General features: G+C 32.0%; 19 protein-coding genes. 10 read left to right on the top strand and 9 right to left on the bottom strand.

Annotated elements, in window-relative coordinates; genetic code table 11:
• Positions 1-274: 274 nt before the first annotated feature.
• Both Q0138_RS08885 and Q0138_RS08880 read left to right on the top strand, forming a co-directional pair.
• Positions 275-1048, top strand: a complete 774-nt coding sequence (locus tag Q0138_RS08885; RefSeq protein ID WP_297983616.1) for a ParA family protein — start codon at positions 275-277, stop codon at positions 1046-1048.
• Positions 1049-1165: 117 nt separating this feature from the next.
• Positions 1166-2020, top strand: a complete 855-nt coding sequence (locus Q0138_RS08880) for an AAA family ATPase (RefSeq protein ID WP_297983613.1) — start codon at positions 1166-1168, stop codon at positions 2018-2020.
• Positions 2021-2124: 104 nt separating this feature from the next.
• Here Q0138_RS08880 and Q0138_RS08875 read toward each other — a convergent pair whose 3' ends face one another.
• The 4 genes from Q0138_RS08875 to Q0138_RS08860 all read right to left on the bottom strand — a co-directional run bounded on the left by Q0138_RS08875 (position 2125) and on the right by Q0138_RS08860 (position 6645).
• A complete protein-coding gene (locus tag Q0138_RS08875) occupies positions 2125-3444 on the bottom strand; it encodes a PQQ-binding-like beta-propeller repeat protein (RefSeq protein WP_297983610.1) in 1320 nt (439 codons plus the stop codon).
• Between the two features lie 147 nt (positions 3445-3591).
• Entirely contained in the window at positions 3592-4740 is a 1149-nt protein-coding gene (locus tag Q0138_RS08870; RefSeq protein ID WP_297983607.1) for an ABC transporter permease, read from the bottom strand.
• Positions 4741-4870: 130 nt separating this feature from the next.
• The gene (locus tag Q0138_RS08865; protein WP_297983605.1) at positions 4871-5944 is read right to left on the bottom strand and encodes an ATP-binding cassette domain-containing protein; all 1074 of its coding nucleotides are present in this window, start codon (positions 5942-5944) and stop codon (positions 4871-4873) included.
• A gap of 266 nt (positions 5945-6210) precedes the next feature.
• A complete protein-coding gene (locus Q0138_RS08860; protein ID WP_297983602.1) occupies positions 6211-6645 on the bottom strand; it encodes a PadR family transcriptional regulator in 435 nt (144 codons plus the stop codon).
• Positions 6646-6958: 313 nt separating this feature from the next.
• Between Q0138_RS08860 and Q0138_RS08855 the strand changes: the two genes are divergently transcribed.
• Positions 6959-7714, top strand: a complete 756-nt coding sequence (locus Q0138_RS08855) for a sugar phosphate isomerase/epimerase family protein (RefSeq protein WP_297983600.1) — start codon at positions 6959-6961, stop codon at positions 7712-7714.
• A gap of 276 nt (positions 7715-7990) precedes the next feature.
• Here Q0138_RS08855 and Q0138_RS08850 read toward each other — a convergent pair whose 3' ends face one another.
• Complete coding sequence (locus Q0138_RS08850) at positions 7991-8788, bottom strand: HAD family hydrolase (RefSeq protein ID WP_297983597.1); 798 nt, start codon at positions 8786-8788, stop codon at positions 7991-7993.
• Between the two features lie 329 nt (positions 8789-9117).
• Between Q0138_RS08850 and Q0138_RS08845 the strand changes: the two genes are divergently transcribed.
• The 4 genes from Q0138_RS08845 (at position 9118) to Q0138_RS08830 (ending at position 15359) form a co-directional block, all read left to right on the top strand.
• Entirely contained in the window at positions 9118-10095 is a 978-nt protein-coding gene (locus Q0138_RS08845) for an NADH:flavin oxidoreductase (RefSeq protein ID WP_297983594.1), read from the top strand.
• A 171-nt stretch (positions 10096-10266) separates the two neighbouring features.
• Positions 10267-11229: an AraC family transcriptional regulator gene (locus Q0138_RS08840; protein ID WP_297983591.1), complete on the top strand. Its 963-nt coding sequence runs from the start codon at positions 10267-10269 to the stop codon at positions 11227-11229.
• 588 nt (positions 11230-11817) lie between these two features.
• Positions 11818-13623 (top strand): ABC transporter ATP-binding protein, encoded by a 1806-nt coding sequence (locus Q0138_RS08835; protein WP_297983586.1) that lies wholly within the window; start codon positions 11818-11820, stop codon positions 13621-13623.
• Entirely contained in the window at positions 13623-15359 is a 1737-nt protein-coding gene (locus Q0138_RS08830) for an ABC transporter ATP-binding protein (protein WP_297983582.1), read from the top strand. Before Q0138_RS08835 ends, Q0138_RS08830 begins: the two co-directional genes overlap by 1 nt.
• Before the next feature lie 190 nt (positions 15360-15549).
• Here Q0138_RS08830 and Q0138_RS08825 read toward each other — a convergent pair whose 3' ends face one another.
• Positions 15550-16443 carry an EamA family transporter gene (locus tag Q0138_RS08825; RefSeq protein ID WP_297983579.1) on the bottom strand — a complete coding sequence of 298 codons (894 nt, stop codon included), beginning with the start codon at positions 16441-16443 and terminating at the stop codon, positions 15550-15552.
• A gap of 340 nt (positions 16444-16783) precedes the next feature.
• Here Q0138_RS08825 and Q0138_RS08820 point away from each other — a divergent pair, with 340 nt between their 5' ends.
• From Q0138_RS08820 to Q0138_RS08810, 3 genes are all read left to right on the top strand, one after another.
• The gene (locus Q0138_RS08820) at positions 16784-17215 is read left to right on the top strand and encodes a carboxypeptidase-like regulatory domain-containing protein (protein ID WP_297983576.1); all 432 of its coding nucleotides are present in this window, start codon (positions 16784-16786) and stop codon (positions 17213-17215) included.
• A gap of 275 nt (positions 17216-17490) precedes the next feature.
• The gene (gatA, locus tag Q0138_RS08815; protein WP_297983573.1) at positions 17491-18876 is read left to right on the top strand and encodes an Asp-tRNA(Asn)/Glu-tRNA(Gln) amidotransferase subunit GatA; all 1386 of its coding nucleotides are present in this window, start codon (positions 17491-17493) and stop codon (positions 18874-18876) included.
• Positions 18877-19254: 378 nt separating this feature from the next.
• Entirely contained in the window at positions 19255-19980 is a 726-nt protein-coding gene (locus Q0138_RS08810) for a glycosyl transferase (protein ID WP_297983569.1), read from the top strand.
• Positions 19981-20184: 204 nt separating this feature from the next.
• On the opposite strand, the gene Q0138_RS08805 is transcribed toward Q0138_RS08810, so the two are convergent.
• From Q0138_RS08805 to Q0138_RS08795, 3 genes are all read right to left on the bottom strand, one after another.
• Positions 20185-21147, bottom strand: coding sequence for a zinc-ribbon domain-containing protein (locus Q0138_RS08805; RefSeq protein ID WP_297983566.1), 963 nt, complete (start codon positions 21145-21147; stop codon positions 20185-20187).
• A 232-nt stretch (positions 21148-21379) separates the two neighbouring features.
• A complete protein-coding gene (locus Q0138_RS08800) occupies positions 21380-21760 on the bottom strand; it encodes a DUF120 domain-containing protein (protein WP_297983563.1) in 381 nt (126 codons plus the stop codon).
• Positions 21761-22057: 297 nt separating this feature from the next.
• Positions 22058-23779, bottom strand: coding sequence for a glycosyltransferase (locus tag Q0138_RS08795; RefSeq protein ID WP_297983560.1), 1722 nt, complete (start codon positions 23777-23779; stop codon positions 22058-22060).
• Between the last annotated feature and the right edge of the window lie 133 nt (positions 23780-23912).

Below are 23912 nucleotides of genomic sequence, written 5' to 3'. Positions count from 1 at the left end.
TAAGTTAAAATTTAGCAGATTATAACTAAAAACAAAATAAATTATAAGTTAAAATTCAGCAGATTATAAGTAAAAACTTAGTAAATTATAAGTTAAAATTTAGCAGATTATAACTAAAAACAAAATAAATTATAAGTTAAAATCAGAAATTTTTAAGTTAAAATTGGATAGATTATAAGAAAAAATTTATTAAAAATCCAATTTTATTATTAAAAAAATAAATTTTCAAAAATCATATTCATAAATTTACTTAAAAAATAATGGAGTTAATTTAATGAGTGAAACAATAGCAGTAATGAATCAAAAAGGTGGATGCGGAAAGACAACCACTGTTGTAAACCTTGCAACCTCACTTGCAGCAATGGGAAAAGCAGTGCTTGTAGTAGACATGGATCCGCAGGCAAACGCAACAACAAGTTTTGGAATAAACAAAACAGAAATCAAGAAAACAGTATATACAGCATTAGTAAACGATTGCAGTGTTCAAAAGGCTACAATTCCAACTAAAATAGAAAACCTTTTCATATTACCAAGCAATATAGACCTAAGTGGAATTGAAATAGAACTAAGTCAGGAAGAAAACTATCACATAGCTTTAAAAAATCTTCTTGAACCGATCAAAAGCATCTTTGATTATATAATTATTGATTTGCCTCCTTCATTAGGAATAATAACAATCAATTCTTTAATAGCTGCAGACAGTGTACTCATACCAATTCAGGCAGAATACTTTGCACTTGAAGGATTGGCTGATTTAATGAATACAATCAAATTGGTTGAAACAAGACTTAGAAGTCCAACACCAATCAAGGGAATATTGCTGACACTGTATGACGCAAGAACCAGGCTTGGAAGGGAAGTGTATAATGAACTTAAAAAATACTTCCAGGGAAGAGAATACATTTTCAAAACAGTCATTCCAAGAAACATACGTTTGGCAGAAGCTCCAAGTTATGGAAAACCATGTATTGTATATGATCCAGAAAGCAAGGGAGCAATATCATATTTGAAATTGGCTAAGGAAATCTTAGAATTAGAAGAAAAATAAAATTAAATATAATATAAAAACAAGCTAAGGAAATCTTAGAATTAGAAGAAAAATAAAATTAAATTTATTATAAACTATTTTAAAATCATAAATGAAAATTATTAGGGGTTTGGTAAAATGGCAAAAAATTCAGGACTAGGAAGAGGTTTAGATTCTTTAATTCCTAAAATAGAAGTTGAAGAAACTGAAGTCGAAGAAAACATTAGTTTAGAAGACATTTTAAAAAACAATTCCAAAGATGAAAAAGAGGAAGAAATTGAAGAGATTCAAGAAGAATCTACAGAAGAAACAGAAACTTTAGAAAATGAAGAAAAAGTAGAAGAAAAAGTAGAAGAAAAAGCTAAAGAAGAAACTGAAACAGTAGAAAAAGCTAAAATTGAAGAAAAAATTCAAGAAGAATCTACAGAAGAAGTAGAAAAGTTAGAAAAAGAAGAAAAAGTAGATGAAATAGCTGAAGAAATAGCTGAAGAAACAGCTGAAGAAACAGCTGAAGAAGAAGTAAAAGAAACTAAAAAAGCTAAAAAGTCAAACAAAAAAGCTAAAGAAAGTTCCAATTATACTAATGTATTCAGCAATGATGATGAAATTGTAGAAAATGATACAATTGAAGATGAAATTCAATCTGAAAGTGAAGCAATTTCAGACCCAGAAAATACTATTAAAAATATTGAAAGTAGCCTTGATTTAAATGAAGAAACTTCTGAAACTATTAAAAATATAGAAGCTTCTGATGAAAATATAGAAGTGACTAGTTTCTTAAGTAAAAAAGAAGAAAAGCTAGTAGGTGAAGTGATAGAAACTGTTGAAAATAATCCAAGAATCACATTATGGTCAGCAAAATCTGCAGCAGTTTTAAGATACTTGAGAAAAACAGAACCTGAATTCAGCATAAGTAATGAAGCATCTAATCTTATAGATCAGGCAATAGCTGAAAAGTATCCGGAAATATGGACTTTATTTAATCATTTATAATATTAAATAAATTTCATATCTTATTTTACCTAATAACTTCCTAATAACTAAATTAATTGATTTTAAAATATTAAAAATAGAAAATAAAAGAAAATGAGAAAAGCTCATTCTTCTTCTATTTTATTTTCCTTAACTGATTTTTTACCTTTTATTCTTTTTAAAGACCTTTTGGACTTTCCATTGTTTTTATCCCTTCCCCTTATTTTTTTTATAATTACATACAATAAGACTAAAACTATACATGCAATTACTATGCTAAATATTAGGAAAATTGAAAATGGAGTGTCCTGCTTGTTTAAATCTATTGAATATAGATGTCCGCTATGGTCTGCTACAAATAGGTTGTCGCCATACAATACTGGAGAGGCTGAAATCTCTGAATTGAAAAGAATAGCTCCAGGATTATATGAAAAAATCTTCTCTCCTGTGTATTTATTTAACTGATACACATTACCGTCATTTGAACCTACAACAATATAGTTGTCATTCATTGCAGGAGTTGTCCTTACTGAAGCGTCAGTCTTGTAGGACCATTTAAATGTTCCATCCCTTAAGTCAAAGCAAGTGACATTGCCGTTGTCATTTGAAATGTAAACATTGTTGTCATAAGTCTCAACTGATGGAGAAGATACTATTTTATATTCCATGTTTGCAGTCCAGTTAAGCTCACCATCATCCCTATTAAGGTTATAGACATTAGCATCTACACTTCCTACAACAACATTATCTTTTGTAACGGCAGGAGATGACAATACCTCGTCACCACAGGTGTAAATCCAGTTTTTGCTTCCATCATCCTTATCAAGGCTTACCACCTTAGCATTTGTTGATGCTGCAAATAGCTCATCATCAAGAATTACTGGAGATGACTTGACCTTTCCACCTAATTTATAGTCCCATTTTTCATCGCCATCAGTGCTGAATGCATATACATGGCCGTCATTGGAGCCGAAATAGACCCTTTCTCCAGAGATTACAGCAGTTGATTCAATAGCTTCATCAACCCTTTCCTTCCAGATTTCATCATGGTCATCATCATCCAAGTCATCACTGATATTCAAGGCATAGAATGTACCGTCCATGGATCCTATATACAATGTATCTCCCTTAATAACAGGAGAGGCTTTGAACTTGTCCTCAAAGTCATAAGTCCATAATATGTCTCCATCCTCCATGTCTATTGCATTCAATATGCCGTCATGGGTTACTACATATATTGTATCGTTTACAATAGCTGGACTTGAGAGGACAGTTGATTTAAGATCTGTATCCCAAAGGTTTGAGACAAATTCTGAGGACTCATCCAGATAACCGCTGTGTTTAGCATCATGCTGGAACATAAGCCAATTGTTAGCTGAAACCGGAGCCAAGCATAAGATAAGTAAAATTAAACCTATCAATAAGTATTTGAATTTATTATTCATAAAATCACCCGTTTATAAATAAATCATGATTAAAAAGCTAATAATCATAAATTATCATTAAATAAATCATGAATAGCTAATTAAATCATAATCTCCATTAATTTACTAAAAATGGATTATGAATTAATTTTAAGCCATAAATCATAATTAGACATCTCTGTCGAATCTTACTACTCCCAAAATGAAGAACAGTAATGTAAATCCTAAAAGAACAAGGATATCAATCCAAACGTCACCTAAGCTGTGACCTTGAATCATTACCGCCCTCATTGCATCGTTCAAATATGTTAAAGGACAAATGTATGCTAGTTTTTGGAAAATCCAAGGCATTGTTTCAATCGGATAGAACACTCCAGAAACAAACATCATAGGCATTGAAAATGGCATTACCATTTGGGCATAATCTTCCTGTGTCTTTGCAGTGGCTGAAATCATTATACCGAATCCAACAAAACACAATGCTCCTATGACAAGTATGAGGAATGTGGCTGGAATGCCTCCCTTAACCGTAATGTTAAATAGTAAAATAGCTGCAACCAAGAGTATCAAGGCACGCAACAATTCCACAATAAGTTTTCCTGCAATCTTACCACCTATAACAGTAGCAACTGATGTAGGAGTCATGAAAAGTCTAGCAAGCTCTCCTGTTTCACGTTCACCAGCAATTGAAGCTCCCATACCCATCATACAACTGAACATAACTGTCATGCCAAGTACGGCAGGCACAAGGAAATCTATGTATTTTATGTCTCCATAAATCCTATTTACCTGAAGTGAAATAGCGCTTTTAACTGAATCAATTGCAGAAGACTTTTTAGAGGAATTCTGAGTGTTTAGCTGGGTGGCACTTGCACTTTTTGCAGACAATTCATTAAAGAGTGCAGTAGTGGTTGGAACCAATGCCTGAGTAGCCATCTGATCAGATGAGTCTATATAAAGGGTTACGGCCTTCTGATCCGCATTATCATCATCATAATTCGAAGGCAGTATTATTGCGGCCTTAACCTCACCCCGATCAACCATTCTCTTAGCGTGTGAAACTGAATCAGTAACGTCTACAATATGATAAACGTCCATATCCTTCATTGCATCCAATGTAGCGTCTGTCAAGTCCCCTCCATCCTGGGAGACAACAACAACTGAAAGGTTTTCCAAATCCCCTCCCATACCATAACCGAATAGAAGAATCATGATAATTGGGAATACAATAATTGAAACCAATCTGCCTGGATGTCTTTTCAAGCTTAGAAATTCTTTTTTAATCATCCAGAGGATTTTTTTGCCTTCAAATTTCATAAAATCCCTCCAAATACATAAAAAGGATATTATTGTATTCAAATTTCATAAAATCCCTCCAAGACGAATTAAACTATTAAATTCAATAGCTAAACTCCTTTTTAAAGCAGAAGAATAAGACTTTTTAATCCTAAGCTCTAGCATCTTCATCCACCTCTGCAGTTGCTCTCATAAATACGTCTTCAAGTGAAGGCTCCTCAGTAGAAACCGAACCGATTATGCCTCCATTATTAACAATAGACTTGATAACCTCGGTTACAACATTGTCATCAAAGCTTTCAATCTTAAGAAGAATCCTTTCATTCTTAGAAACGTCAATACTGTGAACAGCAGGAATATCCAATAGCCCATTAACCATTTTATCATCAAGATTGTTTACCAAAACAGACATTTCCCTAAGGTTTAAATCCTTAAGCTGCAAGTTTCTTTCCCTTGAAGCCCATTTGTCTTCGGTTTTGCTTTCTTCCTGAATTTGCATCAAGGCCTCCTTGACGGACTCCTCATACTCCACTTTTCTCTCTTTCAATAAAGTGTCCTTAAGTCCTTGAGGAGTGTCATAGGCAACAAGATTGCCTGTATTAATGATTCCCACATTGTCACAAAGCATGTCAACCTCATGCATGTCATGGGAACATAGAATGATTGTGTGACCATTGTCATTCAATTCCCGAATAAGGTCCCAAAGAACCCTTTTGGTTGTAGGGTCAAGCCCTATTGTAGGTTCATCCAAAAAGAGAATGTCTGGCCTATGAACAAGGGAAGCGACAAGAGACGCCTTTTGCTTTTGACCGCCGGACAATTGGGAAATTGTCTTGTTTTCCGCATACTTGATGTCCACAAGTTCCATTAAATCATCAATACGATCCATCTTCTCATCAACGGGAACGCCATAATAGTCTGCACACATTTCAGCATTTTCCTTAACTGTCAAGTCCTTGTACAAACTGACCTGCTGTGGAACCATTCCTAAAAGGTCCCTGACCTCATCAGGGTTCTTTTGAATGTCATATCCACCTACAACAGCTGTTCCGCTTGTAGGAAGTGCAAGACATGTAAGCATTTTGATAGTAGTGGTCTTTCCTGCACCGTTAGGTCCAAGCATACCGAATATTGTCTTGTTTGGAACTTTCATATTAATAGAGTTAACAGCAATGAAATCCTTATACATTTTCTTTAGGTCAAATGTTTCAATTGCATATTTCATTTTTAACCTCCATTATAAATTCATATAAAATCTAAATAGTTTAAAGTTAAATTGAGTTTAAATTAAATAATAAGACTTTTTAATAGTTATTAATATTATTAAATTAAATAATAAGACTTTTTAATAGTTATTAATTATTAAATTAAATTTTAAGACTTTTTAAGGCTTAATAAATTATTAAATTAAAATTAAAATTACAATACTTTTTAATTATTAAATTAAAATTAAACTCCTAAATTTAAGGCTTAATAAATTATTAAACCCGCTTACTCAAAATAAAAGTCATTGAAGAATAAACTCCATTGAGGATACTTTGAAATTGACAAATGCTTTTTGCGAATCTCATTTAACAATAAAATCCCCTTATCTGTAATGGAATAGTATTTAACTTTTTTATTTTCCTGTGTTTTCCAGATTCCTTCTATTATTTCAGCGTCTTCCATGGATTTTAAAATAGGATAGACCTTGCTTGAACTAGACTTTTTAATAATTCCCTCATCAATCAGGGTCGTGAAGAACTTATCCAATTCCTTCATGATTGCATAACCATGAATGCTCTTATTGTATTTTATAATCCATAGAATCAAAACTCTGGAAAAACCATTTACAGCATGCTGAATCATCTTCTTGTTTTCCTTGAAAAACTCAGAATCATCATTTAATAATTTGCAGTCTGCAAATTCACTTTCTGCATTATTCATTATACACCTCCACAAGAATTAAAAAAATGAATAAATTCTTTAATTTTTGAAGCAAAAACAAATAATTTTACATATATCAAAAAATTACATATGTAAAATTTTGACATAAATATAAATTAATTTAAGATATATATAAATTTTTTTAAATGAATTTGTAATAAGTGAACTAATTAAAATTTCATCAAACACCCGAATAAAATAATAAAATAATAAAATAATTTAAATTTTATGGACAAATTAATTAAAAATAATAAAATAAATAAATGGAAAAAGAAAAAAATAAGATTAAATACAGAAAATAAGGGAGATTAAAATGAAACTGGGATTTTCACTACTTTCACTGTTTATGAAAGATGTTCATGAAATGCTTGAAATAGCTACAGATTATGGATTTGATTGTGTGGAACTACTTGCAGAAGGCCCATACAGACCTGATGAAATGTTGACAAACAAGGAAGCCATAGAATCCTTTGAGTCCTTTGATTTAGATATTTACATGCATGCAGTAAATGTTGACATAAACCTTGCAAGCATAAACACAGGAATAAGAAAGGAATCCGTAAAGCAAACAAAGGATTGTCTAGACCTTGCAAATGAAATTGGAGCAATAGCCATCACATCACACCCAGGAACAATTGGAAGAAGAGAAGATTACCTAAGACAGATGGCTCTTGAATTCCTTCATGAATCTGTTATTGATGTAATGGAACATGCAAATACAATGGACGTTAAGTTTTCAATAGAAAACATGCCGGAACGTTTCTCATATCTTGGAAACAGGCCTTATGAACTTGAAAATCTTACTAATGAAACAGGATGTTCAATCACTATCGATTTAGGTCATGCAAACACCTGTGAAAATCCAGAGGAATTCTTTAAGATACCTAATATTGAATACAACCACATAAATGACAATGACGGTATAAAGGACAAGCACCAAACAATAGGTGAAGGTACCCTAGATTTAAATCTTTTAAAATATGTGAAAAATGGAATAATCGAATTAAATAATTTTGATAATGTTTTAAAAAGTAAAAAAGTTATAGAAGATTTCCTAAAAGAAAATTAATTAATATGAAAGTATTTGAAATAAGAAGGCCACCATTTCAAGTGTAAAAGTTTATTTTCAGTAGCTAAATAAAATTAAAAATAAGTATGAAAAAGTTTATTCTTAGTAGCTAAATAAAATTAAAAATGAGTATGAAAAAGTTTATTCTTAGGAAGGCGAATGAAATTAAAAATAAGTAAAAATCAATGAAAACAAAAAACATGAAAAATTAAAAAATAGTAAAAATAGGAAATCAAAAATCAGGTATGATTAAAAAATTAAAAATAGATAGTGAAATTAAAAATCGATTTGGAGAACTTCAGAAATCTCCTCAATAACGAAATCTGCATAGTCCTTTAGCTTGTCAGGGAAATCTCCGTCCTTTTGTTCAGTAGTTAAAATAGCAGAATCAGCCTGTTGGAAAGCCAAAATGTCATTAGGACCGTCTCCAACCATCATTACCTTATAACCCTTCTCCTGAAGATTCTTAACAATTTCAGCCTTTCTGTGAGTGCTTGCAGTTGCAAATGCATGGTCCTCTGGAATTCCAGTTATGTCTGCAAGACGTTTGATTGCACCGGACCTGTCACCTGAAGCAATGAAAACATCTATATCATTGTCCTGAAGCTCTCTTATTGTATCCTTAACTCCGCCAAAAAGCTGTCCTGCTGAAGTGATTGTATATGCAATCCTATTTTCTGCAATGTCTATGATTACAGCAGAACCGTTACACAATTCCATATGGGGAACCCTTTCCTTAAGAAGGGGAAAAGTGTCTGTAATGTCCTTGACAACAGCATTGTCATTTTCAAGTATTGCAGCAATCTCCTCCTTTGAAACATCTGTGGAATAATAGCTGATATCAAAATTAATATCATTTTCGAGAACATATTCTCCAATAAGGGTATTTGGATCTATGCCATTCAATCTATTTGTATTGAACTGCAAAACAACTAGAGCTGCATTCAAGCAGGAATCAATAAGATCCAATGAGTTGATATGGGTAATCAATTCCCCAGTGGAAACATCCTTTATAACCCTATACCTTTCTATCAATGTTCCAGAGTTATCAAATACAATAGCTTTTTTTGTCATTTTTATCACGAGAAACAATATTTAGTAATAAATTTAGCCTTAAGTGAAAGTAATAATTAATACTAATTTAAATTTATTCCTATATTAAACTATTGAAGAAAATTAAAAAAATAAGGATAAAAGGACAATAACAAAAAATAAGAACATAGAAAATAGGATATAATGACAATAACAAAAAAACTTAAACAAAAAAATTGATAACTAAATGATAATAACAAAAAATAAGAATATAGAAAATGAAGAAAAAATGACAATAACAAAAATAAAAATTTAGAAAATGAAGATAAAATGATAATAACAAAAATAAGAATATAGAAACTGGGGATAAAATGATAATAACAAAAAATAAGAATATAGAAACTGGGGATAAAATGATAATAACAAAACCACTCAAAATAAAAGGGATTTGCATTCAAAACCGTATAGTTATGCCTCCTATGGATAGGGCTTCCAGTAAAGATGGAAGTGTAAGCGATGAATTGATTGAGTATTACAGACAAAGAAGCGAATCAACCGGTCTTGTCATAATAGAACACGAATATGTCTCTCCGGAAGGAAAGGCTCACCCAAAACAATTGTCAATGGCAAGTGATGATTTTATTGAAAGCTATAAAAAACTCACCGATGCTATCCACAATGAGTCAACATTTACAATAGCGCAAATCAGCCATGCTGGAAAGGAGGCCAAGGTGGAAAATCCATTGAATCTAAACACAATGAGCCTGGATGATATAGACCACATAAGAGAATCATTCATTAAGGCAGCGAAAAGAAGTAAAAAATCAGGATTTGATGGAGTGGAAATCCACTGTGCCCATGGATACCTATTAAATCAGTTCTATTCTCCATACACCAACAAAAGAACTGATGACTATGGCGGAAGTCTTGAAAATCGCTTAAGATTGACAAATGAAATAATCCAGGAAATAAGAGATGCACTTGGAGAAGATTATATAATTGCAGTAAGATTTGGAGCATATGATTACCTCGATGGCGGAAGCAAACTTGAGGAAATTCCATATGCAGTCAAGTCATTTGTTGACAGCGGAGTTGATCTAATAGACATATCTGGAGGACTGTGCAGATATTCAAATCCCCAAAGCAAAGATCCCGGATACTTTAAGGAACTTAGTAAGATAGCTAAAGACTCCTGTGATGTTCCTATTATTTTAACTGGAGGAGTTAAAAAGCTAAATGATGCTGAGGAACTCTTAAAAAGAGGATATGCAGACCTGATTGGAATTGGAAGGGCAATGCTAATGGATGCCAAATGGTCTAAAAAGGCTATGGAAAAAGTGAATGAATAAGGTTTATTTCAATGAAAAGCCTAAATAAATCAAATAAAAAAATCTTTTAGAATTTTATTTCAACAGATTTTTTATTTTCTTTTTTGCTTTGCTTTTTGTTTTTAATATTTGTTTTTTTACCGCTTTCTCCAATTACTAAAAATTTATTAATAATGTAAATATAGTATTCATATGAATGAAGAAATGTATGAGCTGCTTGATGAAAATCTTCTTCGAAAAACATCTGTGACAATTGAAGGTTTAAAAAAAAGCATCAAAATTGAAAACTGCGGAATCATGGAAACCTACTCTATCTTTCCAGGAGTTATTCTCGCATTCATAGACTTTCAAAATGAGGATTTGTCAGGAGTATTTACAGAAAACTATGAAAGTTCAAGATTTCTTGAAATAAATCATTGTATTGACGGCAGATATTCATATATGTTAGAGGATGATAAACTCGTTTACTTCGGTCGTGGAGACTTGTGCATTGTCGTATCTGAAGTTACAAAAACAATATCCGATTTTCCATTAGGCTACTATAAGGGCCTTGAGCTCTTCATGGATGTGGACATAGCTGATGAACACATCAAGAATTACATCCCCGATTTTGATTTAATAGATTTCTATAATAAATTAAAGGAAGACAAGGGGTATTTCCTTGTAAGGTCCAATGAAAAAATAGACCATGTAATAGGTGAGCTGTATGATGTTGATGAAAGAATATGTGAATCCTATTATAAATTGAAATCATTGGAATTATTGCTTTTTTTCTCAATTACCAAGTTTTCCAATAATGAAACTTTTTCCCTATCTAAAAACCAGGTGGAAATCATTGAAAATGTTAGGGAAGACCTGATAAATAATTTAGACAGTAAAATCACCTTGGATGAGCTTTCCAAAAAGTATGGCATAAGCAAGACAAGCTTGAAGAACTGCTTTAAGGAGGTTTATGGAAAACCTATTTTCAAGTGGAGAAAGGAGTATAAACTGGATTATGCCTGCAAGCTGCTTAATCAGAATGAGCAAAACATCAGCGAGATTTCCAGGGCTGTTGGCTATTCATCTCCATCAAAGTTTACACAGGCCTTTAAGGACTATGTTGGTTATACTCCCTCTGAATACAAGGCCAAGTATGTGGATAATTTATTATAGATTTTTTGACTTTTTAGGTAATTTTAGCTTTTTAGTTAAATTTTAACTTAATATTTCTATTTTTTTCAGTTTTCTTAACTATTTGATTTTCTGACTTTATAGTTCTGTTATTAACTTTTTTAGTTAAATTTTGACTTTTAAGTTCTATTTTTTCAGGTTTTCTTAACTATTTGATTTTCTGACTTAATAGTTCTGTTATTAGCTTTTTTAGTTAAATTCTGACCTTTTAGTTCTGTTATTTTCAGGTTTTCTTAGGTTTGTGATTTTCTGACTTTTAAGTTCTATTTTTTCAGTTTTCTTAACTATTTGATTTTCTGACTTTATAGTTCTGTTATTTTCACTTTGTTGGCTTTTTCAAAACCTTAATGTTTTTGTCCTTTTGGTATAGTTTTTGACTTTTTAGTTCAAATATATTTATATACTTGATAAAAATATATTTTATAATAAATTAGGTTATTTTTTAATTAATTTAATAAAACTAAGAATTAATTGCTCTTTTTTGATTTAATACTACATTATTTTTCAATTGTCTTTTTTGAGCAAATTTAATTTTTAGGCAAACCTAAATTAGATTATAAGGAGCTAAAAATGTCAAATAAAAATCAATTCATTAGATTACTAAATTATTCGGGAAATTATAAATATTTAACAGTGATGGGCTGCATATTTTCAGCTATTAGTGCAGTATGTATGCTTATACCATTTATTTACATTTGGAAAGTGGTAAATGAGCTTTTAACAGTAGCTCCTAACTTTGCAAGTGCCCAGAACATAGAATCATATGCATTTAACGCATTTCTGTTTGCAGTATTGGGAATCCTGCTGAACTTCATAGGTCTGATGGGCACTCACCTGTCTGCATTTAAAAATGAAAAGAACATGAAGGATGCTGCAATGAAACACCTGCTAAAATTGCCTCTCGGTTATTTTTCTAACCATACAAGTGGAGGAATTAGAAAAATAATCGATTTTGGTGCTGCAAAAACCGAAGGATTCCTTGCTCACCAACTATTTGACTTAACAGGTGCTATTGTAACTCCAATAGCATTTTTAATAATATTATTTAGTTTCGATTACAGATTAGGGCTGACTTGTCTTATTCCAATAATCCTATCTATTTTATTCATGATTCCAATGTTTTCATCAGAATCACAAAACCTAATGGCGGAATACCAAATGTATTTGGAAAAGATGAATGCAGAGGCTGTTGAGTATGTCAGAGGAATTCCTGTAACAAAGGCATTCCAACAAAGCATATTTTCCTATAAAAACTTTTTAACAGCGATTAAAAACTATGCAAAGTTCTCATCAGAATATTCCCTCTCGACTCAGTTGCCTATGACCGGTTTTACCCTGGCAATAAACGGGTTCTTTGCACTTTTAATTCCTGCAGTCATCTTGTTGATGGGTTCCATATTCGACCCAAGCCTATTATCAAACTTCATATTCTATGTAATATTCACTCCAATCTGTTCAGTGATGCTGAATCATATAATGTCTGTTTCCCAGGATTGGATGCTTGCATCCTATGCATTGGACAGCATTGAGGAGATATTGAATGAAGAACCTTTGGCAGAGGCTCAAAACCCTCAAGATCCTAAAAACTATTCCATTGAGTTTGAAAATGTCTACTTCGACTATGATGACACAGATTCAGGCATGCATATATTAAATGACATAAGCCTGAAGATAGAAGAAAAGGAATCTGTAGCTCTCGTAGGCCCTTCAGGTGGAGGCAAAACCACTATTGCTTCACTTATTCCAAGATTCTGGGATGTAAAAAGTGGAAGCATAAAAGTCGGAGAAGTGGATATAAGGGATATTTCAACAAAGAAATTAATGGAAAACATATCCTTTGTATTCCAGAACACAATGCTCATGAAGGATTCCATCTATAACAATGTTGCAATAGGTAAAAAGGGAGCAAGCAGAGAGGAAGTTGAAAGGGCATTAAGCCTTGCCCAATGTGATGACATCATCGATGAACTTCCTAATGGAATAGACACAGTGATAGGTAGCGAAGGAACATACCTTTCAGGAGGCCAGCAGCAAAGAATAGCCCTTGCAAGAGCAATATTGAAAGACGCTCCAATCATAATTTTAGATGAGGCGACAGCTCTTGCAGACCCAGAAAATGAATACATGATTCAAAAGGCAATCTCCGAGATTACAAGGGATAAGACAGTCATAATGATAGCCCACAGACTATCAACAGTAAAGAATGTGGATAAGATATTTGTAATAGAGGAGGGAAGAATCAGAGAGCTTGGAAAACATGAAGACCTGGTTGAAAAAGGAGGCCTTTATTCAAGAATGTGGACAGAATTCAACAAGTCAATAAATTGGAAGGTTAAAAACACTTCTGTTGAAGATAATGCAGAGGAGATGATTTAATGTTGCAAGAGTACTTTGTAGAAAGATTCGGACTTACTGAAGAAGGTTCTAAAAACCTTGTAAAAGGGATAATCTATTCCGCACTTCAAAACATAAGCTTCATGCTTCCGGTTGGATTATATGCAATGCTTCTTTTTATTTATCTCAATCCCCAATTGGGAATGAGTCCTGACTTGATGACATTCATACCTTTAATCCTTATTGTGCTTGCAGTAATATTCTACCTGTCCTGGAAGCAATATCACTTTGTATTCAATACAACATATGTGGAAAGTGAAAACCGCAGGATAAATCTGGCTGAATCCTTGAGAAAATTGCCATTGTCATTCTTTGAAAACAGGGACCTTGCAGATTTGACATCCACCATAATGAATGACTGCACTGATTTGGAACATGTCTTCTCACATGCAATTCCCCAATTGTTTGGTTCATTCATTTCTTTGATTCTTGTAGCAATAGGAATGTTTGTATTTGAATGGAGACTTTCTATAGCTCTTTTCTGGGTTGTTCCAGTAGGATTCCTTGCAATATATGTATCTAAAGGCCTTATTGACAAGGGAAGCAAGGTCATAACAAAACAATTGATTGGCTGTGGAGATTCAATACAGGAATGCCTGGAATCAATTCGTGATTTTAAATCCTACAACTATGAGGAGGATTATTACAATAAGATAAGCAATCAAACATCTACCATAGAAAGAACCAGAATAAAAGTTGAGTTAAGCGGCGCTGTAGGGGTGATTACTGGAAAAATCATAATGAAACTTGGAATGGTAAGTGTAATTATTTTAGGAGCTCACTTGATTATCAACGGCCAAATAGACCTTTATACACTAATAATATTCCTCATAGCTTCAGCAATTGTCTACAATCCTATTGAAAATGGAATGATGTATTTAACTGAAATCCTGATGATGGACGTGAAAATAGCAAGAACCAAGGAAATAAGTGAAAAGCTTATCGAAGGGGGCTTGGAGGAATACAGCCTGGATGGCTATACAATTGAATTTGAGAACGTTGATTTCAATTATGATGATTTGAAGGATGTTTTAAAAGACATAAGCTTTACAGCCAAACAAGGTGAGGTTACTGCATTGGTTGGACCTTCAGGAGGAGGCAAATCAACCGTGTCCAAGCTTGCAGCAAGGTTCTGGGACCCTGTAAGAGGTAAGGTAAGTCTGGGATCTCAGGATCTTAAGGAGCTTGACAGCGAGAAATTGCTTGAAAACTTTTCAATTGTCTTCCAGGATGTTATCCTTTTCAACAACACCATTCTTGAAAATATCCGCATAGGCAAAAAGGACGCAAAGGATGAAGAGGTGATTGAAGCTGCAAAACTTGCAGAATGTGAAGAGTTTGTTGCCAAATTGCCTGATGGATATGATACTGTTATAGGTGAAAACGGTGAATTATTATCCGGAGGTCAAAGGCAAAGGATATCCATTGCAAGAGCTATTTTGAAAGATGCGAATGTTATCCTCTTGGATGAGGCAACTTCCTTCCTTGACGTTGAAAATGAATCAAAGATTCAAAGGGCTTTATCCGAATTGGTTAAAAACAAGACCGTAATCATTATCGCACATAGGATGCGTACAATAGCTAATGCAGATAAGATCATTGTTCTTGATAATGGAAAAATTGTTGAGCAAGGCTCTCCTGAAGATCTTATCGAGAAGGATGGCGTATTCAAGAAAATGCTTGATCTTCAGACATTAAGCGGTGAATGGGAAATTTAAAAGCTTTTTATTTTTAATGTTGAAGGGGGTCTGATTTTTTTAAAAATAGGTTTTGGAAGACCCTCTAAATCAAATAAAAAACAAATAAAGCCTAAATAAATAAAATAAAAGATAAATAAAACCTAAATAAATAAAATAAAAGATAAATAAAACCTATAAATTAAATAAAATGATTAAAACTTAAAAAACATCAATCCTCGGTTTCATTTGCAGCAACCAATATTGAAAGTGCAATAATTGTAATAACTATTCCAATAAGATTTAAAACTGTTGGAGTCTCTGAAAAGATCAAAAGGCCAAATACTGTTGCAGACATTGGCTCTGCACCTCCACAGAGTATTGTTGCCTTACCTGCATCAATTGTCCTAAGTGCAATTGTAAACAATAGATACGGGCATACTGAAGTTGTAAGTGAATGAATCAATGCAAATGGAACCGTATAAACAGGATTTGAAACTAAAAAATTTGCAAAGCTATTCCAATCAGTAAGTGGAATCAGTACAATTGAAATAAAGAGAAAACTGTAAAATATTGTTGTATATGTTGAATAACCCTTCTCTGTTGCGAATTTTGAAAATATTCCATACAATGCCCAAAACAATGCAGACAATAGTCCAAAAATAATTCCTGTTAAAGACCAAAGATTAGTGGACTCAAATACCCCAGTTACAAGCATACATCCAAATATGGCCATAAGCAGACATAATATTTTCTTAAAGGTAATCCTTTCCTTAAAAATGATTGCAGAGATAAACAATGCAAATATTGGAGCAAGACTTAACAATACAGAGGAAAGTGAAAGCGTCAATCTGAATGCAGCCTCATTATAACAGAGGTTTAAAAAAAGCACACCTATTATTCCACTTCCAAAAAATATCCATAAATCCTTAAGCTTGATTTTAAATAGATCCCTATTGAATAAAAGGATTCCAATGAAAAATATTAGACATCCAAGAACAACCCTTGTTGCAAAGATGCTTACGCTATCCATGCCATAGGATGCCAATATTCTTACAAATACTCCTCCCCCACCCCAAAAGATTCCGGCAATTATGGGAAGAAGTAAAATTAGTTTTCTGTTCATGTTTTTCCTCTCAATCAATAAATGATTAGCGATAAACTATAAAAAAATAATTAACGCTTGATAAAAATAATTTAAGATAATATATTTTTTTAATTAAACTATAAAAAATTATTTAAACTTGATAAAAATAATTTAAGATAATATATTTTTTTAATAATTCTTAAAATTTTTCATAAAAAGAGAAAATAGTTTATTAGTCTTATTTTAAAATCTGTCCTTATTTAAAAACCAATACCTAAAAAAATCAAGATAAAAAAAACCAAAGAATTAAAAACCAATACCTAAAAAAATATAGTTAAATAGCCCACTATAAAAAATGGCCTAATTAATGGGTGATAAAATGAACAAATCAAAAATGAGATTTTTAATACTAGTTTTAGCCTTAATCATCTCTCTAAGCTTACTCTTCTACATTGGAAGCATTGATACAGACAAGATACATTTCAAATCAGATGATCCTAAAGCTACTGCAATAACATTTGACAATACTCGAATCAATGAGGGAGATACAATTGTAGGACATCTTGTTGACTATAATGGAAATGGAATAGCTAATAAGACAATCATTTTCCACAAGCCAGGATATGAAATGGGAACTCTTGTAACAGCCACTACAGATTCAAATGGAGAATTTAGAATAGAGAATGCAGAATACCTCCTAGACAGTGATGAAAATTACTATGGCTTCTTTAGCTTTGGAGGAGACGATGACTATGACGAATGCGTTTATGAGAATAATTTAACCATTGTTCCTAAAAGTCATAATATCTAAAATAAGAGAATTTAACAATTATACCTAAAAGTCATAACATCTAAAATAAGAGAATTTAACAATTATACAAAAACTCAAACTTCTGAATTTTCTAAGAATTCACTTAAACTGAAAACAAAACAACTATAAAAAATAGTTTTTTACCAAACATTATTTAAACATTAAAAAATAAACTTAATATATTATATAAAATATAAACTTTCCAGCAAGCAAAATATTATTGCTGGTAAAATTAAACTTATTGAAAATTATTCTAAAATAAAAAAGGTGTTTTAATGAATATCCTTGAAAAATTAAATGCAATCAAAAGTCAGGAAATTACTGCAAAGGAAAATGTAGAAAACTACATTAAAGTTATTGAAGAAAAAAACGATGACCTTAACGCTTTCCTAGAAATTAACAAAGAAGATGCAATAGCTAAAGCAGAAGAGATTGATTCAAAAATCCAAGCTGGTGAAAAAGTTGGAGCTCTTGCTGGTTTAGTCTTCGGTATTAAGGCTAATATTAATGTAGAAGATTTCATCATCTCAGCAGCATCAAAAACCTTGGAAGACTATATTGGAAGTTATGATGCTACTGTAGTCAAAAGAATTAAAGAGGAAGACGGAATCATTATTGGAATAAACAATATGGATGAGTTTGCAGCTGGAAGTTCAACTGAAACCTCATATTATGGAGCTGTAAACAACCCTGCAGCACCTGGAAGAATCCCTGGAGGTTCAAGCGGTGGAAGTGCAGCGGCTGCTGCAGCTGAAATGTGTGATATTGCAATCGGTTCAGACACTGGAGGATCCATTAGAAACCCATCCTCACACTGTGGTGTTTATGGTATGAAACCAACCTATGGTGCAGTTTCAAGACAAGGATTGCTTGACTTGTCAATGAGTTTGGATCAAATCGGCCCTATGGCCCGTGACATTACAGGAATCACCCTTGCATTGGATACAATTGTAGGATATGACCCAACAGAATGTACAACCTTAAAATGGGACGCTCCTAATTTCACTGAAATTGCATTGTCTGCAAAAGATGGTGAAAAACCGTTGGAAGGAATGAAAATAGCTGTCTGTCCTGAATTCAAGGAAGTTACCAATGATGAAATCAATGCAATCATTGATGAGTCTGTAGCAAAGCTTGAGGATTTAGGTGCAGAACTTGTTGAATTGAACTTCAAGCACATTGACATCTGTTTGCCAACATACTATCTCATCAACTATGTTGAATTCTTCTCAGCTACAAGAAAATATGACGGAAGAAAATACGGTTCAAGAATTGAAGAGGTTTGTGGCGAAGAGGTATTGAGAAGAATCCAAATCGGTTCCTACATTTCCCAGAAGGAATTCAGTGGAAAATACTATCAAAAGGCACTTCAAGCAAGATCTTTGATTAGAAATGAAATCAATGAAATGTTGGAAGGAGTCGATTTGATTGTAGGCCCTACAGTTCCTAAATTACCCCACAAACTTGGCGAGGAATTAGAGCCTATGGAAATGTATGCTTATGACGTTCTTACTGTAATTGCTAATTTAGCTGGAATTCCTGCAGCTAGCCTTAAGGCTGGAGAAGTGGATGGAATCCCTGTAGGATTACAGTTACAGGCAAAACCTCAAGACGATGCTAAGATTGTTAAGGCAATGGCAGCACTTGAGTACAATGAATAGGTAGTTTTTAAACTTAAAATTAAGTTTAAACTTTAATTAACTTATTAAAGACTTAAAAAGTTTATTAAACTGCTTTGAATAAATAGTTTTTTAACTATTATTCTTTTTCTTTTTTTATTTCAAACAATTTTAACTAAATTTTTTTAAATTAATTAAATTATAATTCTAAACTATTTTTCCAATTTAAAAAAATAAATAACAAAATTAAAACTAAAGTTCCAATTCAAAAAAAAATAATAAAATAAACTTAAATTCCAATTTAAAAATTAAAACTAAAGTTCCAATTCAAAAAAAAATAACAAAATTAAAAATTAAATTCCAATTTAAAAATTAAAATTAAAGTTCCAATTCAAATAAATAAAAATCAGAGGTCTTAAAATGAATGAAAATTCATCAAATAATCAAAATAATTCAAAATCTTTAAAAAATAAAAGCAAAAAAAGAAAATCAAACCCTAACAAAAAGCAAATCAAGGAATTAAGGGAAAGTATTGAATTAAAGGAAAAAGAGATTGAAGAGCTTAAAGAACTTATAGATGAAAAAGACCTTGAAAAACAAGAATTGGAATATGATCTTTCACTTAAGGATGATGAAATCAATGACCTTAAAAACAATATAGAACTTAAAAAGGTTGAAAACGATGAATTAAGCAATCAATTAAGTGAAAAGGAATCTAAAATAAACAGATTAAACAATACCCTTGTCAAATACAAGTATGAAAAGGAAAAGATAGACTTAAAATTAAAGAATGAAGTAAACTATGAAAAGTCCAGATTAAAGGAAATGGACGACTTAAACGAAAAGATAAGTGAAAAGGTTTCCATAATAAATGACAAGCAGGATCAAATAAATTATCTTAGAAAGCTTATAGACGATTATAAAAGTCAAATAAAGAACAATTCAGACAATCTTGAATTGCAATTAAAGAAAATTACAAAAAGCTATGAAAACCTGCTTCAACAAAAGGATTCAATTATTGAAAAACAGGACTCTACAATAAAGGACCTTATTGAATCTCAAAAACAAATAGCTAAGGACAATAATGCAACAATTACAAGTCTGGAATTGCAGATTGGCAATTATAGGGAAATGTTAAAGAAATAAATTCTATTTTAAAAAATAACCTTAATTTAAATTTAATAAAAAAATAAAGAAAAAATAAATAAATTATTTTAAAAAATAAAATAAATAAATTCTAATCTTAATAAAAAAAAGAGTCTTAAATTGAAAAATATTAATTAATTTTTATATAATTTTAAGTCTAAATAATAAAAAAAAGAAATAAAAAGGAATTAGTTTAATTATAAACTAAACCACCACTCCTTTTTGCGATATAACTGGATATAATAAATCCATATATCCCTCATCATAATTTAATTCCAAATCGTCAGGATTATAAATACTGGAACCGCATGCACCACATTGATAGTAGCCTCCAGTTTCATAAATTGCCTCACTTCCACAATATGGACAAGTTAATTCATAAGCTGAATCATAATCACTATTATAACTGCTTGAAGATGATCCTTTAGAGTTAGAACTGGAACTGGAACTGGAACTGGAACTTGAACCGGAATCAGAACTTGAATACTTATATTTGCTTGAAGAGGAACTTGAACTATCCTCTAATCTACTATAATATTTACTCATATCATGTCTAAACTCATCATATTCCCGCCCTTTCAGATATCCATTATCATTTAAATCGGCGCTTTCAAAATAGTGACTCATATTATCATAAGGAATGGTAGTGTCCAAATTCTTAGCTTCGGATATTGATAATCTTCCATCACCATCACTATCCAGATAATTAAATTCACCGGCATAATTTGTTGAAATGTTTTCAGAATAGGCATTCATGAATGCTACTCCCACGATTAAAAAAGCAAATAGAATTATTGGAGCCAAACAACAACAGGTTAAAGTCTTATGCTCTTCAACAAATGAATTCTGTTTGGCTATGGTAACCTTCTTTTGATTGTTAGATTGAGAAGAAGAACCTTGAGAATTATTAATGGTTTGAGACTTATTGTTTTTAACTGAATTAGAACCAGACTTATTATTTACACCAGAGCCTGATCCAGCATTAGCTCTAGAACCAGACCTAGCATTAACACCAGAACCAGACCTATTATTTACACCAAAACCAAATCCTCTTGAATTGTTCTTAGCATTATTTTGATTTCCTTCAATGTTCTCTAGGTCAGCTCCGCAATATCCGCAGAATTTTGCCTTTGGAGGATTTTCCTCACCACACTTATAACACTTCATTTTATCACCCCTAAAAAAATGTCAACACTAAAAAATGAAAAATAAAAAGTATTGGAATAATTAAAATAACGATTAATTAAATTAAAAATAATTTAATTATATTGATTTTAATTAAACATAACTTTGTTTTAATTAATTCACTTACACAAATCTAATAAATAATATAGACACATACACATATGATGAGTAGTCCATATATGAATATAAGTATAAAAAATATAATTAAACACGATCATATGTCTATTGTTAAAATTACTTTGTCTCCGTCTTTAAAATTGTATTTTTCCCTTAATTTGTCCTTGGATATAAATTCCAAATAGTTTTCGTCATGAGTAGTTTTGTCTGGAAATACAATTGCACCTACTATTCTTTCATTGATATGAGCCTTGATGTATTTTACTCCCCCAAATCCTTGATCCGGTTTTATAACATTTTTACAACTGTTTTTCATAAGCCTTATATCATCAAGCTTATCTTCCTCTACAATAAGATTTAAGGTTCCTGGAAAAGGAGTAAATCCACATTTTTCATTAAATTGATTTTTGTAAAAGTCTTGTCCTAAGAAAAATGCTGCCTTTCCTAAACCAGTAGTAACAATTCCTGTAATTTCCATTTTAATCCTCTAACAAGTAATAAATGAATAAATAAATAATTTTTATTTGAATAAATGAATAAATAACGAATAAATATGAAATAAATAATAATTTTAAATTTTTTACTTAAATAAATGAATAAATAACGAATAAATATGAAATAAATAATGAAATAATAATTTTAAATGCTTTATTTGAATTAATAAATAATAAATTAAAATCTTAGTTAATAAAATAATTGAAATAATAATATAAAAAGCTTCCTAAAAGAAGCCCTTCATAAAAGAACCTTCAATTATTACATCTGCAAATCTACTCTAAACTGAACTTAACCTTACAAAAGGACCATAGTCAGAAGAAACAAAATTCTTGATAGAGGTGTCATTTCTATTTTCAAACTCTACCCTTCCCTCTTTTCCATTGTAAGTAAAATTATAAGTTCCCTCTTTTATGTCATTGTAGTTAAAGCTGCAAATGATCTGATCGTCATATGATATTGTATAATAGGAATCCTTGTCAAAGACTCCAACTGAAGACAATACAGACTCATTGTCCAAGCTCATGTTAAGGAAAATGGCCTTATGGGATTTAGCCAATATGCTGAATTGAACATATCCTTCAAGATCATCCCTGTCCTCAAAGCTAATGCTATGCTTGACTATGCAATCCTCAAACTTCTCACTTAGCTTGCTGTTAGGAACTATCTCGCCGCTATAGACATCAATTGCAGAGCGAACATCAGAAGGCAATCTGAAAGTGTCTGATTCACCTTCCCGGGTCTCATTGACCATATATGCATTATTGTCAACAATCATCGTGTCATTAACCGACATCTCAAGCGTATTCAAGGCGTCCTGAGGAACTCTTAAAATATCTGTTTCATTTTCAATGGCGCTGTCTATTGTATAAGGTCCCCTTACTGAAATGGTCTGATGATAGTCATTGTTTGGAGAGTATACAAAATTCCTTGACGTAAGCTCAACTGAAACCCTGCCGTCATTGAATGTAGCGGCTGAGAGAAATGTTGAAAGCATAAGAATCAATATCAATCCTGAAAGAATTACAGGAAAGTGCATCTTTACAAATGATACAATAATATTACGGGTGTCACCCTTCTTAAAGAGTGGAATTGCATTCTTTATAATCCTTACAGCATATATGAGGGCTACAAATAGTCCTATTACAGCTACCACAACTGAAATAAATGCAGGGATGAATGGAACAAAGAAAACCATGAACAGTCCAAGAATGATTAGGGACAATCCCATGATTGCCATTCTTATGTCATTTCCCAACTTGTCCATCATTGTGACACGGCCATAATCAATGGCCCTGTCAACGATTGTTCTTACAACCTCATTTGCCATCTTGTTAAGATTGGACAATGGAGACATGTCATGGGAGATTTCACCAATGTCAACTTCCAATATCTTCATTCCGTGAACATCAGCATCAAGCACTATGCCAACATCCACACCATAATCCTTTTCAAACTTGATCTTGTTGAGCGCTGTACGTTTGCCTGCAAACTGACCACTTAAAGGTTGCTCATAATTCAGTTCAGGGAAAAACAATCCTAAAAGAGGTTTGGCGGTAAGTTCGGTTACACGGCCGCTTTCCCTTGCAAACTTGGTTTTTGTAATGTCTGTTTGCCCCTCTAGAATAGGTGTAATCATCTTGTCAATCTTTGAACTTGTGAAATTGCTTACATCTGCATCTATAAAGGCAAGAACATCTCCATGGGAATTTTCAAATCCGGTTTTTATTGCAGCACCCTTACCTTGGTTAGTTTTATGGCTTATTACAACTGCACCAGCCTTCTCAGCCTCTTCAACAGTTCTGTCTGTAGAACCGTCATCAACAACTATGACTTCACTGACATAAGTTAATTTCCTTGCAACAGTAACCACTTGAGCAACTGTAGCCTCTTCATTAAATGCAGGAATAATAATTGAGACTGAATTATTATATGGAGCTGTTGATTTAATTGAGGCAAGTAGGAATACAAGTAGAACAACTAACCAAGACAAGACATTCACCTTTTTAGTTTTTTAATTGAGTTTTAGAACTTAATATTTAATTTTATTATGTTTAAAAGTTTTATAATTAATTTAATTTAGTTTTAGAGTTTAATAATTAATTTAATTTAGATCGGAAGAGCACACGTCTGAA

Source organism: uncultured Methanobrevibacter sp., assembly GCF_937906425.1.
Classification (GTDB): Archaea; Methanobacteriota; Methanobacteria; order Methanobacteriales; family Methanobacteriaceae; genus Methanobrevibacter.
The sequence above is the reverse complement of the archived record's forward strand: the minus strand, read 5'-3'. Positions and strand labels throughout refer to the sequence as shown.

What these genes read in the sequence shown, in the direction of transcription:
- Q0138_RS08885 (WP_297983616.1), top strand. Translation starts at nt 275, where the DNA reads ATGAGTGAAACAATAGCAGTAATGAATCAAAAAGGTGGATGCGGAAAG.
- Q0138_RS08880 (WP_297983613.1), top strand. Translation starts at nt 1,166, where the DNA reads ATGGCAAAAAATTCAGGACTAGGAAGAGGTTTAGATTCTTTAATTCCT.
- Q0138_RS08875 (WP_297983610.1), bottom strand. Translation starts at nt 3,444, where the DNA reads ATGAATAATAAATTCAAATACTTATTGATAGGTTTAATTTTACTTATC.
- Q0138_RS08870 (WP_297983607.1), bottom strand. Translation starts at nt 4,740, where the DNA reads ATGAAATTTGAAGGCAAAAAAATCCTCTGGATGATTAAAAAAGAATTT.
- Q0138_RS08865 (WP_297983605.1), bottom strand. Translation starts at nt 5,944, where the DNA reads ATGAAATATGCAATTGAAACATTTGACCTAAAGAAAATGTATAAGGAT.
- Q0138_RS08860 (WP_297983602.1), bottom strand. Translation starts at nt 6,645, where the DNA reads ATGAATAATGCAGAAAGTGAATTTGCAGACTGCAAATTATTAAATGAT.
- Q0138_RS08855 (WP_297983600.1), top strand. Translation starts at nt 6,959, where the DNA reads ATGAAACTGGGATTTTCACTACTTTCACTGTTTATGAAAGATGTTCAT.
- Q0138_RS08850 (WP_297983597.1), bottom strand. Translation starts at nt 8,788, where the DNA reads ATGACAAAAAAAGCTATTGTATTTGATAACTCTGGAACATTGATAGAA.
- Q0138_RS08845 (WP_297983594.1), top strand. Translation starts at nt 9,118, where the DNA reads ATGATAATAACAAAAAATAAGAATATAGAAACTGGGGATAAAATGATA.
- Q0138_RS08840 (WP_297983591.1), top strand. Translation starts at nt 10,267, where the DNA reads ATGAATGAAGAAATGTATGAGCTGCTTGATGAAAATCTTCTTCGAAAA.
- Q0138_RS08835 (WP_297983586.1), top strand. Translation starts at nt 11,818, where the DNA reads ATGTCAAATAAAAATCAATTCATTAGATTACTAAATTATTCGGGAAAT.
- Q0138_RS08830 (WP_297983582.1), top strand. Translation starts at nt 13,623, where the DNA reads ATGTTGCAAGAGTACTTTGTAGAAAGATTCGGACTTACTGAAGAAGGT.
- Q0138_RS08825 (WP_297983579.1), bottom strand. Translation starts at nt 16,443, where the DNA reads ATGAACAGAAAACTAATTTTACTTCTTCCCATAATTGCCGGAATCTTT.
- Q0138_RS08820 (WP_297983576.1), top strand. Translation starts at nt 16,784, where the DNA reads ATGAACAAATCAAAAATGAGATTTTTAATACTAGTTTTAGCCTTAATC.
- gatA (WP_297983573.1), top strand. Translation starts at nt 17,491, where the DNA reads ATGAATATCCTTGAAAAATTAAATGCAATCAAAAGTCAGGAAATTACT.
- Q0138_RS08810 (WP_297983569.1), top strand. Translation starts at nt 19,255, where the DNA reads ATGAATGAAAATTCATCAAATAATCAAAATAATTCAAAATCTTTAAAA.
- Q0138_RS08805 (WP_297983566.1), bottom strand. Translation starts at nt 21,147, where the DNA reads ATGAAGTGTTATAAGTGTGGTGAGGAAAATCCTCCAAAGGCAAAATTC.
- Q0138_RS08800 (WP_297983563.1), bottom strand. Translation starts at nt 21,760, where the DNA reads ATGGAAATTACAGGAATTGTTACTACTGGTTTAGGAAAGGCAGCATTT.